Here is a 12,861-nt window from a genome sequence, read left to right as displayed (position 1 = left end):
GCCAAGGGAACGGGTACGCACAGGCGTCTTCTGGCGCAATTGGCCACGCGGATTGCGCACGACCCAACCGGCTTCCCATCGCACAGCACCAGAGTGGGATACGTTTGTGCAGTAAGACGCCACCGGGCTGTCAAACCGCCGCTGACCGGATTGCCGGCGAGCACGAACGACAAGGCCTCCCGTACGGAGGCCTTGTCGTGACTACATTGGCAAAAGCGCTACAGCGCCACCACACGCGGTGTCAGCAGAAACAGCCGCTGAAACCGCTGGCCCGTCGTCTGGTCATGCCGGAACAGCGCCCCCAACAACGGGATCTTCGAAAGCCCGGGCACCGCATCCACACCCTTGGTCTGCTGGTCTACCGAGTAGCCGGCAATCAGCAGGCTTTCGCCTTCGTTGATGAGCGCCTGTGTGTTGATCTCGCTCTTGTTGACCACCGGCAGGTTGCCGACCATCTGACTGGTGATCTGGCCATCCTCAATATGGATGTTCATGCGAATGCGCGAGGTGCCGCCATCGGTCACCACCATCGGCAACACGCGCAGCGACACGCCCGCCGAAATGCTGTACAGATCCGCCGACTGATACCCCGCAACCGGCACGTAGAAATTCTGCTTGCTGTCCATGATGGCCTCGGTGTTGTCGAGTGTGGCCACCTTGGGGCTCGCGGTAATGTGCGCCTGGTTGGTCTGCTGCAGCGCGCTGATACGCGCCATCAGGTAACGCGATGCCCCACCGATCACGGCGGTCAACACACCACCCGTCGGCGTAGCGGCAATGGCGGCGGCGGCGTTGGCTGTTGTGGATACCGCATCGAGCGAGCCCGGATTGGCCAATTGCGTGTTGGTGCCGTAACCGGTTTGCATGTCGACGTGGCTGTTGTGCAGACGCCAGTCGACACCGAGGTCTTCCAATGCGCTCTCACTGATCTCGATGATGCTGGCGCTGATCTCCAGCACAGCCGGGCGCGTGTCCAGCGATTCAATCAACGATTGATGGGCCGCCATGCGGTCTGCGCGGTCTCGCACGAGCACCGAATTGCTGCGTGGGTCTGCATGGATGATCGGGGCGCTGCCGCCGTCTTCCTGGAAGGCATCCGTGCGGCCGCGGCCTTCGCCGCTGGGCAGGGGCGCCACAGAACCGCCGCCGGCATATTGGCCGATACCGCCTGGCGGCAGCGGCGCTTTGCCGCCACTGCGATCCGTGCCGCCCAGGCCTGAAAGCGCGCGCGTACCACCACGGCCTGCGTTGGCCTCGCCAGGGGCGACGCTGTCGACACGGCGGTCACCGCCGCGCTGCGGCGTGTTCTCCGTGCTCGGTGCGTTGTTGCCGTACATACTGTTCAGGATGGATGCGACACCACGAATGGTGATGGACTGGCCGTCCACCAGCATGGTGTGATCCGTGGCCCAGGCATAGCGCAGCGGGAAGGTACGCACGACGGTGCGGTTGGCATCCTCGCGGCCACGATCGATCAGGCGTGCGATGTCCTGCACGAGCTCGACCAGGCGCGGCGGCCCGGATACGACTACGCTGCCCGTTTCGTCGTCGTACAGCACCGGAAAACGCGGGTCGGTCACGCCCAGGCGCGTCAGCGCACGCTTGACCTGCGCGGTGGACGCGCGCTGCAGCGCGATGGTGGCGCTCTGCGCTTCGTTGGCGCCCGTCACACGCAGCACGGCGCCGTCGTAGTACCAGGCAAAGCCGAACGTGGCAGCCATGCGATCGAGAAACCGCTGCGGCGTTTCATTGAAGTTGCCCGTCACGCTGCCCTCGACCTGCGGCGAAATCCAGGTCATGACATGCTGGCTGGCGCCGAGGTCTCGCAAGACATCCTTCACGTCTTTGCGGTCGGCCACGTATTCAAATTTTTGCGACTGCCACGGGATCACCGCCGCAGCCGCACTTCCGGCCAGCGACAGCACCGCGATGGCCGCAGCCATCAAGCACCGGCAAGCGGCCAGCACGCGCCCCTTCCGGCCCGCAATTCGAGTCAGATGCATGGTTGCACTCGTGAGAATGAAGAAGACAGACCGCACCGGCGCGCGGTCAGGCGATACAGCGCCCGCGGCTTAACGCCAGATGGTTTCCGATGGCGCTTCGTTGAACTGCTTGCGATACCCCTTGACCAGCGCGGAGCGGCTGCGAATGCCCCAACGCGATGCCGTATCGATGATGTTCGATGGCCCGCGCCCCTCGTCCAGCAAATCGGAGCGGATGCCCTCCAGACGCAGGCGCCGGATAACCGAGCTGGGCGACATGCCTACCGCGCTCTTGAACGCGAGCTGCAGCGCGCGCTCGGTCACGTTGATGTGCGCGGCCACCTCACGCGTGGTCAGGTCACAGCGCTCAATGTTGTCGAGGATGTAGTGATAGGCGCGGCGGTACTTGGCAGACAGCCGCGCGCTCACGTCATCCGATGCACGTGACGCGGCGGGCGTGGTCTGGCTGACGCGGCGCACGCCGGGCGATTCGGTGCGCAGGCAGCGCAAGGCGTCCTGCATATAGGCGGTGTAGTACTTGAGCGCGCCGGCTGCGTCGCCACGCTGCGCGGCCATCTTGGCGCGGCAGTAGAGGTAGTCGAAATTCCAGCGGCGCGCGCCGAAAGACGTATCGCGATTGCAGATCTGGTCATACACCTTGCCGGCCACGTCGTGCTGCTCTCCGCTGAGCGCTGCCAGCACAACCTCCACCTTCGTCTGCATCAACAGGCGACTTCCCATGCGGCGCGATTGCCCGATGATCGCCATGAGCGGGTCGATTGCCGCACGATCGCCATCGGCGATGCGACGCAGCAGGCTCAGGTACTCGGCGCGGCGATGGATCATCGCGGGCACATTCGCATCGTGCTTGCCGTTGGCGGGCCACCCGTCGCGCCCGCCCTGGTGGTGCAGCATCGCGGCGCCCACTTCGGCGGACTGCCAGAACGCGTGTTCCAGCAGGCGGTTGGAGCAGCGGATGCCCGCCTGCACCGCAAACTCGTACACGACAAGATCCAGCGTAGCAAGCCAGCCGGCATCATTACGCTCCGTTGCAATGGCGCGAGCCGATTGCAGCGCCTCGTCTGCTGCGTCCTGCTGACCAAGCTGGTGATGCACAAGGGCCAGGCCCATCATGCCTTCGACGCGCTGCAGCCATGTCGCGCCGTCATCGTCGGCCATTCGGGAGAAGCAGCCTGCCGCGGCCGAATATCGATCGCGCAGCAGCGATTGCCAGCCCATGTTGCGGCACGAGACCACGCGCAGTTGATCATCCGAATGGCGGATCAGACGCTGCGCGGTGCGGAACGCTTCTTCGGCGTCTTCATCGCACTCCAGCAGCATCGATGCATCGGCCATGGCCAGCACCCCGGCGTAGTCCCCCGCCTCCTTGCCGTGCAGGCCGCCATGCTCATCGACCAGTTGATACGCGCGGTCGAAATCCTCCGCGAAGACGGCCTTCGCATAGTCCGGCAGGCGCTCGCGTGCTGCCAATCCGGAGGCCAAAGCAAAGTAGATGTTTCCCAGCATGTCGACGCTCCCGTGTCAGAGATTGCAGCTCGCGAGGGGCGGGCCGCTTGGTGTTGATTTCCTAAGGACATCCTAAGAAATCGCTGCACCGACAATCTCAACAAAGCTTCGTCAGGCGCTGAACAATACTCACTGCAGATTTTTCGGTTTTGGCGACGTGCCGTCGCCCACCAGTCCGTTCTTGACCCGCTGCAGCAACTGGCTGTATGTGAGCGTGTCCCGCACCTGGCTGGACATCGCCACCACCAGCGCCGTGACCATGAGGATGGCCACCGCGCCCTTGATGGGCTGGCCCAGCGACGCGGGCTCGAGCTTGTCTGCCGCGCGCGAAAGCAGCCCGATGCCAGCGTCGATGAGGAACAACGTCATCATCACCGGCGCGGCCAGCTTGACGGCCGTAGAGAAGATGGAATCGGTTTGCTGCAGCAGAAAACTCTCGGCCACCGCGCTCATGTCAGGCAGCGTCGCGCCCAGCGGCCACCAGTGGAACGACTCGAACACCACGCCCAGCAGAAACAGCATGCCACCCGCTGCATAGAACAACGTCACGGCCAGATTCAGCAATGTGTTGCCGATGGGCGTGTTCTGATCACCCTGCAACGGGTTGCTCATCTGCACGTTGTTGAAACCCGCCATGTTGTCGACGATCGTGCCTGCCGTCTGCGCAACCCAGAACACCGTGGACGCCGCGTAGCCTAAGCACGCGCCCAGGAAAATCTCCTTGCCCGCCAGCAGGAACCACCGGGCCGCGCTCAAATGTTCCGCCACGGCGGGTGGCTGCGCCGTCGCCACGATGATGGCGAGCGTGTAGACCACGCCATTGCGTGCGGTGCCGGGCACAGACTGATCGCTCGTGGCCGGCAGGATCGCGAAGATGGTCATGATGCGCACGCACGACAGCGCGAGCAGCGCAAGGATGACCTCCGCGCTTTCATCAAGATCAAACCAGGCGTGCAGAACGGTATCGATGGCTTCCATATGCGGGCGTGAATATCGTCAGAATGTTTCGTCATCAAGCCGCTGCGCGTGGGCGCGGACGCGCCAGGATGGCCTCCACGGCCTCTTCCTCGGTGGCAAGCTCGCGCTCGGTGGCTTCCTGCTGGTCGATCCGCTCTGCGGTCTTGCGGCATTGGTCGAGCATGGCATCGAGCCGCGCCAGGGCCTGGCGGCGCGCCTTGAGTTCGGCTTCGCGTTCGGCTACGGCGGCGTGCGCGGCCGCCACGTCGTGCTCGGCCTGCACGACCGCGTCGTCCAGCTCGCCGCGAAACGCGTCGTAGCGCAGGTATGCGTCGGCCAGCAGCACGGGGGCGGCAATCAGCTCATCCATGCGGCCGATATGGCCGCGCAGCCGCTCGTGCGCGCGCTCGCACGCGGCTTCGCTGTCTTGCGCGGCGGCTTGTGCATCCGCCACGGCTTGCTGTGCGATAGCGATTTCCGCTTCGACACGACGGCGCTGGCGCGTTTTGGCTTCGATCAGCGTGTGCCATACCGCGGAGCGCTTGCGCTTCATGTCTGGCCCACCTCACTCAGCAGCCGATATGTCTCATCGGGGCTGCACCACTCGTCGGTGCGTTGGCGCAGGAAGTCTTCCATCCATCCGTTCCATTGCACGGCGGTGTCGGCCACGGCATCGCTGCCTTCCTTGTACTCGCCCATCTGCAGCAGGGTCTCGACTTCGTTGTACTTGGCGAGCAATTGGCGCATGCGGCCAGCAGAGGCGCAATGGTCGGCCGGCGCGACTTGCGTCATCACACGGCTCAGGCTGTTCAAGATGTCGATGGCCGGATAGCGATTGCGCGCCGCAATGTCGCGCGACAGGATCAAGTGGCCATCCAGAATGCCCCGCACTTCTTCGGCCACGGGGTCGTTACCGGATTCGTCTTCGGCCAGCACGGTGTACAGCGCGGTGATGGAACCCGTGGCGCTCATGCCGGCCCGCTCGAGCAGGCGCGGCAACTCGGCAAACACCGACGGCGGAAAGCCGCGCCGCGTGGGCGGCTCGCCCGCGGCAAGGCCGATCTCGCGCTGTGCGCGGGCAAAGCGCGTGAGCGAGTCCATCATCAGCAGCACACGCAGGCCCTGGTCGCGGAAATACTCGGCGATGGCGGTGCCCACATGCGCAGCCTTGGCGCGCTCCACGGACGATCGATCGGACGTTGCACACACCAGCACGGAGCGGCGCATGCCTTCCTCGCCCAGGATCTGCTCGATGAATTCGCGCACCTCGCGGCCGCGCTCGCCAATCAGCACAATCACGTTGACGTCGCATTCGGTGCCGCGCGCCAGCATGCCGAGCAGCGTGCTCTTACCCACACCGGCCGGCGCAAAGATGCCCATGCGCTGCCCTTCCGCCAAGGTGGCCAATCCGTCGATCACGCGCACACCAGTGGCCAGCGACTGCTCCACCAAGCGGCGCGACATCGGGTCAGGCGCCTGCGCAAACACCGGCACGTAGTCGTACACATCCAGTGGCGGGCCGCCGTCGGCCGGTCGGCCCAGGCCATCGAGGACGCGGCCGAGCAAGCCAGGCCCGATTCCGACCGAAAGCGTGCGCCCGCTGGGCACCACGCGGGTCGAGCGCGATAAGCCCACCACGCCGCCAAAGGGCGCCAGCAGTGCAAAGTGCTCGCTAAAGCCGACCACCTCGCCTTGCTGAAGCTCCGTGCCATCCGGTGTGGTCAACGTGCACAGTTCGCCAAGCTTGACGTCCACGCCGCCCACACGCAGGAGCGTGCCCGTCACTTCCACGACCTTGCCTAGCCGCTGGACGGGCGCCACGCTACGGATCGCCTCGTCCATGGCGTCGATCAGCGCGGCCTTGGTCATGCCGCATCCTCGTCAAAGCCGCCGTCGTCATCTGCGAAGCCTGCGTGCGGATCGGCATGTTCGAGAGGCTTGCGCCTGCGCGCTGAAAGCGCCTGTCGCAGCGCCGCCAATTGCACACGCAGGCTCGCGTCGGCCACGCCGTGGTCCCATTCGCATTGGCAATGCCCGGGCTCCGCGCGGTCGTCGCCCAGCACCTCGAAGGCAGCGTTGAGCGAGCCCGTCTGCACGGCCTTGGCGAAGGCGGCGCGAGCCGGTTCGATCTCGTCTGAGCACACGCGCACCGTCAGGCGCGCCTGGCTTTGCAGCACGCGGCCGAGCGTGGCGGCCACGCGCGCGAACAACGCCTGGCGATCGGATTCCAGCACCACATGCTCGACCGCCTGCATGACCGTGGCGATCAGGCGGTCTTCCTCGCGGCGCGTGGCCTCGTCATCGTCGTACGCGCGCGCGGCCATGGTCGCGTGAAAATCCTCCAACGCACGCCGCTGGCCGGCGGCATAGCCAAGCTTGGCGCTGCGCTGCGCGCGCTGTTCGGCTTGCCTGAGCAACTCGTCGGCATTGGCCTGGGCTTGTGCGACGACGGCTTCAGCCTGGGCGTGAGCCTGCGCCAATGCGGCCTCGCGCGCCTCTTCCACGGCCCGCCACGCGGCATCCAGCTCGACCACGTGCCCGTAGTCTTCCGCACGGATCACGTCCGAGCTGACGCCGAGCGGGGCATCGCGCCTCAACCAAATAACCATGACAACTCCGGAAAGAGAACGGGCAACGTTGCCATGAAGGCTTCGGCTTGCGTTTCAGCGGTGGGAGTGCCGGCGCACGGCGGTACCGGCGCTTGCATGCCGATCGTCAGGCGCATCAATTGCGCGAGCGACGGATCCGACACCGTACCGTCGGCAATCAGGGCATGCAGGCCCGCTTCGGCAAGCTGCGCCAAGTCGAGCGCCGGCAGCGGCCCACCGGCGTCTGGCGCCCAGTGCTCGCGTTGCGTCAAAGCGGTGAGGGCTGCCTCCCCCAACAGACCGGCAAGGCCGGCGAGGTAGGCACCGTCGATGCATCGCGCCAACGCGGCGCGCCGGCCGATCAGCATGCGGGCAGCCAGCACGCGCTGGAGATCGTCCTTCTCCAGCACCGCCAGGCGATGCGCATGCGAAAGCAATGTCGGCAAGCCCACCTGGCCCACACCCAGCGCGATGCACACCTGGCGCCAGTCTTTGGCTGCTGCCGCCGGCACATCGGCTCCTTGCACGGCCAGCACCGATGCATCGCGCACGTGCGCAAGCCCATGCAGCCGCTCTTGATACGCGTGCAACATGCGCAGGATCATGGCGGCGGCCGGATCGGGTGCGGCGTTCGTGCGGTTCATGCTGTCGCGCGCTTCTTCCAGCGTGCCGGCAACTTGTCTTCCAAGCGCGCGCGCGCTGCGTCAAGCCGTGTCCGCACAGCAGACAGCCGGGTCGCGGCACGCCACAGCAGGACGATCACGCCCAGCGCACCCACCACGGCCGCGAGCGTGGCCCACGACACGCCGGCAGGCGCGCGGCTGGCGGCATCGGTGCTAGGCGCATCTACGGTGCCTGGCACCAGCGTGACACTGACGTTCTCATAGGTGAGCCCCTCCACGCTGTGCACGACCAGGTTCTTGATGCTGGGGACCAGCGAAGATACGTTGGCGCTCGGGCGGTATTTGATGAACACCGACGCGCTGGAAGGCTTGACCACGGTGGCCAACGGATCGTTGTTGGGCAGCACGATCTGTACGTTGGCCACGGCCACGCCATCAATGCGCGAGAGCGTTTGCGAAAGCTGCTGTGATACGCCGTAAATGAAGCGCACCCGCTCTTCCGTGGGCGTAGAGATGAGCCCGTCCTTCTTGAAGATGTCGCCCAGGCTCGCGTACTTTTCATGCGGCAGGCCGTGGCTGTGCAGGACTTCCATCGCGCGGGCGAAGGCATCCTGGTCGACCATCACCGTCCAGGTCTTGCCGTCGTCGGGCGAATTTTTTTGCGCGTCGATGCCGGCCTGCAGCAGCACGGTCAGCATGTCGTTGGCGTCAGCCTCGCTCAGCTGCGCAAAGAGCTGCTTGTTGCAGCCCGCCAGCAACGCAGTCAGCACAAACAGCAGTGCCAGCGCGCCGCGCCGCATGCGGCCGGATGGAAGCGCGGTCCGCATCATTGGTTCCGCATCAAGGTCTGCACGGCGTTCTTGCCGGAATGCGCAATGGTGCTGCCCAGATGGATCTTCGTCATGGTGGCCGCGCACTCCATTTGCACGCGCACGCCTTCGGCCACCACTTCCTGCACCGACATGCCGCGTTCGGCCTCGGTCATGGCCTCCACACGCGCCATCGACGCCTGCACGGCGGCATCTTCCTTTTTGACCAGTTCGCCCACGGCCGAAGGCGCCTTGCTGTGGTGCTGGCCGTGCTTGGCGTTCTGCAGCATGGATTCGAAGCGAGCGACAAGCTCGGGCGCTGGCGTGGCAGCTTCAGCCGGGGCGATGCCGGTACCCGGCGTGCCGGCAGTCACCGGCGGAATGGCGGTCGGACCTTGGATCATGGTGGACTCCGGGAGGATGGTTAGGCGCGGGTGAAGTAATGCGCGCTGTGGTAAGCGCTCAAATCCACACTCTCTGCGGCGGGCGCCGCGGTGGGGGTGCCGAACGTGCCGGCATCCATTTCTTCCTGCACACCGATCAGCGTGCGCACCAGCGCGACGGAATCGGGGTCTTCGTCGCGCGCGAGCACCTCGTTGGCATATACGTGCCACTCCTGATCGCCCAGGGCATTCAGACACAGGGCCATCATGGCCGAGGCAAACGGCACCACGCTCTCGGCGCGCTCGCCGTTGTGCAGTTCACGCAGGATGCGTGCGGCGTCGGCGTATTGATGGCGGCCCACCAGCAGCCAGCCTTCCACCAAGTCGAGTTCGCGAAAATTCGGGCGCAGCGTGCGCAGCGCAGTCAGCAGCGTTTGCGCGTTGTCGAACTGGCCGCTGCGCGTTGCATACATCAGGACTTCGAGCAGCCCGCCCAGCAGGCGGTTGCTACATTGAATCGGTTCCATATCGCAGGGTTCTCCGTGTCGGGTCATGTCGATGCCGGCATGGGTGCACCGGCCGACCTCGGGTGGAACCATAGACGCCCGCATGCCGCGCGCCGGCCAGCCGCCCCGAAAAAGAGCGCCCGACCCCGAAGTTAGCCAGGCCCTGTGCGTCAGTACGCACAACGCAAGACCGCCGACTTTCGCCTCGCCCCGCCCTTGCCCTCCTCCTTGTCCTTTCCCTGGTTTCGGAACGACGCATCCGCCTTCGCTCAGCGGCCAAGCGCGTCGCGCCCGCATCTGCACAATGCGTCGCATCGCTACGGCACCGTACGCCGCGGCCTCCTCCGTCGACACCCAGGGCACCGCCATGTCGGACGAAAAAACCGAAGAGCCCACAGACAAGAAACTCAGAGATGCGCACAGAGACGGCGAAACCGCCAAGAGCGCCGACCTGATCGCCGCCGTCGTGCTGCTGGCGGGCTGCCTGCTGCTTGCCATGACGGCATCGCTGCTGGGCGACCGCTGGCGCGCGCTGGTCGAACTTGCGCTGGATGTGAACAACAGCCGGCACCCGGCCATGACGCTCAAACAGACACTCGGCCACGTCGCGCTTCAGCTGGCGCTGATGACGCTGCCGCTGAGCCTGGTGTTTGCGCTGGTCGCATGGATTGCCACTTGGGGGCAGACGGGCATCGTGCTCTCGACCAAGCCGCTCGAACTAAAGATGAGCGCCATCAACCCCGCGTCGGGTCTGAAACGCATCTTCTCCATGCGCTCGATGATCGACCTGCTCAAGATGCTGGTGAAAGCGCTCGCCGTTGGGGCCGCGCTGTGGAAGCTGGTCCTGATGCTGCTGCCAACCATCGTAGGCACGCCGTATCAGCCAGTCATGGATATCGCGCAGATTGGCATGTCGATGCTGGTGAAGCTGCTGGGCGCAGGCGGTCTGCTGTTCCTGCTGCTCGGCGCGGTGGACTTTGGCATCCAGCGCTGGCTCTTCATCCGCGACCACCGCATGAGCAAGGACGAAGTCAAGCGCGAGCACAAGAACAGCGAAGGCGATCCGCACATCAAGGGCCAGCGCAAGCAGCTGGCACGCCAGATGGTGGACGAGGCCAAGCCCAAACAGAGCGTGGCCGGCGCGCAAGCCGTGATCGTCAACCCCACGCACTACGCCGTCGCAATTCGCTACGCACCTGAAGAGTGCGGCCTGCCGTGCATCACCGCCAAGGGCGTCGACGACGAAGCCCTGAGGTTGCGCGAAGAAGCGCAGGCGCTGGGCATTCCGATCATCGGCAACCCACCGCTGGCACGTGCCCTGTACCTCGTGAAGCTGAACGACCCCGTGCCCGAAGCGCTGTTCGAAACCGTGGCCGAGGTGCTGGCCTGGGTGGGCGAGATCGGCGCGAAAGACACCAGCGCCAGACACACCGGCGCAAGCCCTTCCATCTTGAACTGAGGCATCCGATATGGCCAAGAAGACCGCCGTCTCTGAATTCAGCGGCGAAATCGGCATCGCCGCGTTGGTGGTTGCCGTCATCGCGTTGATGGTGCTGCCGCTGCCCACCGTCCTGATCGATTCACTGCTGGGGCTGAACATCACGCTGTCGGTCGTGCTGCTGATGGTGACTATGTACATCCCTGCGGCGACATCGCTGTCGGCATTTCCATCGTTGCTTTTATTCACCACACTGCTGCGGCTCTCGCTGAACATCGCGTCGACCAAATCGATCCTGCTGCATGCAGACGCCGGCCACATCATCGAGAGCTTCGGCAAGCTCGTGGTGGGCGGCAACCTGGTGGTGGGTATGGTGGTATTCCTGATCATCACCACTGTGCAGTTCATCGTGATTGCCAAGGGCTCGGAGCGTGTGGCCGAAGTCGGTGCGCGTTTCACGCTCGATGCCATGCCCGGCAAGCAGATGAGCATTGACGCCGACCTGCGCGCCGGCCACCTGAGCGCAGACGAAGCCCGCAAGCGCCGCGCGCTGCTTGCCATGGAAAGCCAGTTGCACGGCGGCATGGACGGCGCCATGAAGTTCGTCAAGGGCGATGCGATTGCCGGCTTGGTCATCACGCTGGTCAACATCCTGGCCGGCATCGTGATCGGGATCACGTATCACGGCATGACGGCCGGTGAAGCTGCCAACCGCTTTGCCGTGCTGTCGATCGGCGACGCCATGGTGTCGCAAATTCCGTCACTGCTGATCTCGGTCGCGGCCGGCGTGATGATCACGCGCGTGTCTGACGATGACCACGGCGCCAAGCCAAGCTCGCTCGGCAAGGAGATCGTGCGGCAGCTTTCAACCAGCGCGCGGGCCATGTTCACCGCCAGCGCGTTGCTGGCCGGCTTTGCGCTGGTGCCGGGGTTTCCGTCGTTTCTGTTTGTCGCGCTGGCAGGTGCGGTCTTCGCCTTTGGCTACACGCTGCGCAAGCGCCTGAACACCGGGAGCACGACCGACAGCGATACCCTGCCCGCGCTGCTGCGCGAGGGGTCGAAAGACAAAGCACCGACGATTGCCGACAAGGCCCCGTCGTTCACGGCGCCCCTGGGGGTTCGTCTGGGCACGCGGCTGGCAGAGGGACTCGACATTCCCAAACTCGATGCTGCATTCCAAAGCGGGCGGCACGCATTGGCTGAAGAGCTAGGCCTGCCCTTCCCCGGCATTGCCGTATGGAAAAGCGCCGCGCAACCCGAAGATGCCTATGAAGTGCTGGTGCACGACATCCCGGGCCAGCCGGTGGCGGTGTCCGACGGCAAGGTATCGGTATCCGACCTGCCGGAACCAATGCGCGCACAACTGGAGGCGGCCCCCGATACCGCGCCCCACGCTGAACAGGTGATTGCAGACCACGTCGTGCACGTGCTGCGCAAGCACGCGCATCTGTTCATCGGCCTGCAGGAAACACAGTGGATCATGGAACGCGTGACCACCGAATACCCCGGCCTGGTCACTGAGGCGCAGAAGGCCGTGCCCGCACAGCGTATGGCCGACGTGCTGCGCCGCCTGCTGGAAGAGCAGGTGCCCATCCGCAACATGCGCGCCATCCTGGAAAGCCTTGTCATCTGGGGCCCGAAAGAAAAAGACACGTTGATGCTGGTGGAGTACGTGCGCGGCGATCTGGGGCGGCAGATCGCGCACCAGGCCACGTGTGGCTCACGCAAGATGCCCGCCATTCTGCTGGACCAATCGGTGGAGCAGACGGTGCGCCAGGCGATCAAACCCACGCCAGCAGGGAACTTCCTGACGCTCGATCCGCAGCAGGTCGACACCATCGTCACGCGGCTGGAACACATGAGCCGCAGCGCGCCACAATCGGGAGCAACGCCTGCGGGGGCGCTTGCCATCGTCACGTCCATGGACATCCGCCGCTATGTCCGCCGCATGATCGAGCCGCGATTGCAGGCGCTGAACGTGTATTCGTTCCAGGAGCTGGGCGCGTACGTTGATCTGCAGCCCGTGGGCAAGCTCACGCTGTAAGCCG

12 protein-coding genes are annotated in these 12,861 nt (G+C 65.1%); 2 read left to right on the top strand and 10 right to left on the bottom strand.

The genetic code is table 11. The features are described 5' to 3' along the window. Positions 1–218 precede the first annotated feature (218 nt). The 10 genes from sctC to BM136_RS19745 all read right to left on the bottom strand — a co-directional run bounded on the left by sctC (position 219) and on the right by BM136_RS19745 (position 9,396). On the bottom strand, positions 219–2,003 hold the full coding sequence (gene sctC, locus BM136_RS19790) for a type III secretion system outer membrane ring subunit SctC (protein WP_254775702.1): 1,785 nt from the start codon (positions 2,001–2,003) through the stop codon (positions 219–221). A 69-nt stretch (positions 2,004–2,072) separates the two neighbouring features. Further along, entirely contained in the window at positions 2,073–3,509 is a 1,437-nt protein-coding gene (locus BM136_RS19785) for a transcriptional regulator HrpB (protein WP_092974607.1), read from the bottom strand. Between the two features lie 129 nt (positions 3,510–3,638). After that, positions 3,639–4,487, bottom strand: coding sequence for a type III secretion system export apparatus subunit SctT (sctT, locus tag BM136_RS19780; RefSeq protein WP_092974604.1), 849 nt, complete (start codon positions 4,485–4,487; stop codon positions 3,639–3,641). A gap of 34 nt (positions 4,488–4,521) precedes the next feature. Next, a complete protein-coding gene (locus tag BM136_RS19775) occupies positions 4,522–5,019 on the bottom strand; it encodes a flagellar FliJ family protein (protein WP_092974601.1) in 498 nt (165 codons plus the stop codon). Beyond that, entirely contained in the window at positions 5,016–6,335 is a 1,320-nt protein-coding gene (gene sctN, locus BM136_RS19770) for a type III secretion system ATPase SctN (RefSeq protein WP_092974598.1), read from the bottom strand. Before sctN ends, BM136_RS19775 begins: the two co-directional genes overlap by 4 nt. Continuing rightward, the gene (gene sctL, locus BM136_RS19765; protein ID WP_092974595.1) at positions 6,332–7,075 is read right to left on the bottom strand and encodes a type III secretion system stator protein SctL; all 744 of its coding nucleotides are present in this window, start codon (positions 7,073–7,075) and stop codon (positions 6,332–6,334) included. The genes sctN and sctL overlap by 4 nt, the downstream gene beginning before the upstream one ends. After that, positions 7,060–7,698, bottom strand: a complete 639-nt coding sequence (locus BM136_RS19760; protein ID WP_092974592.1) for a type III secretion protein HrpB4 — start codon at positions 7,696–7,698, stop codon at positions 7,060–7,062. Before BM136_RS19760 ends, sctL begins: the two co-directional genes overlap by 16 nt. Then, on the bottom strand, positions 7,695–8,477 hold the full coding sequence (sctJ, locus tag BM136_RS19755; protein ID WP_254775709.1) for a type III secretion system inner membrane ring lipoprotein SctJ: 783 nt from the start codon (positions 8,475–8,477) through the stop codon (positions 7,695–7,697). The genes BM136_RS19760 and sctJ overlap by 4 nt, the downstream gene beginning before the upstream one ends. Positions 8,478–8,503: 26 nt before the next feature. Then, a complete protein-coding gene (locus BM136_RS19750; RefSeq protein WP_024978154.1) occupies positions 8,504–8,890 on the bottom strand; it encodes a type III secretion protein HrpB2 in 387 nt (128 codons plus the stop codon). A gap of 20 nt (positions 8,891–8,910) precedes the next feature. After that, positions 8,911–9,396: an HrpB1 family type III secretion system apparatus protein gene (locus BM136_RS19745; protein WP_092974586.1), complete on the bottom strand. Its 486-nt coding sequence runs from the start codon at positions 9,394–9,396 to the stop codon at positions 8,911–8,913. Between the two features lie 283 nt (positions 9,397–9,679). Between BM136_RS19745 and sctU the strand changes: the two genes are divergently transcribed. Continuing rightward, the gene (gene sctU, locus BM136_RS19740; protein ID WP_254775701.1) at positions 9,680–10,834 is read left to right on the top strand and encodes a type III secretion system export apparatus subunit SctU; all 1,155 of its coding nucleotides are present in this window, start codon (positions 9,680–9,682) and stop codon (positions 10,832–10,834) included. Positions 10,835–10,844: 10 nt separating this feature from the next. Next, entirely contained in the window at positions 10,845–12,857 is a 2,013-nt protein-coding gene (locus tag BM136_RS19735) for an FHIPEP family type III secretion protein (protein WP_092974583.1), read from the top strand. Positions 12,858–12,861 lie beyond the last annotated feature (4 nt).

Source organism: Ralstonia sp. NFACC01 (assembly GCF_900115545.1).
In the GTDB taxonomy this organism is placed as follows: domain Bacteria; phylum Pseudomonadota; class Gammaproteobacteria; order Burkholderiales; family Burkholderiaceae; genus Ralstonia; species Ralstonia mojiangensis.
This window is presented reverse-complemented; position numbering and strand designations above follow the sequence as displayed.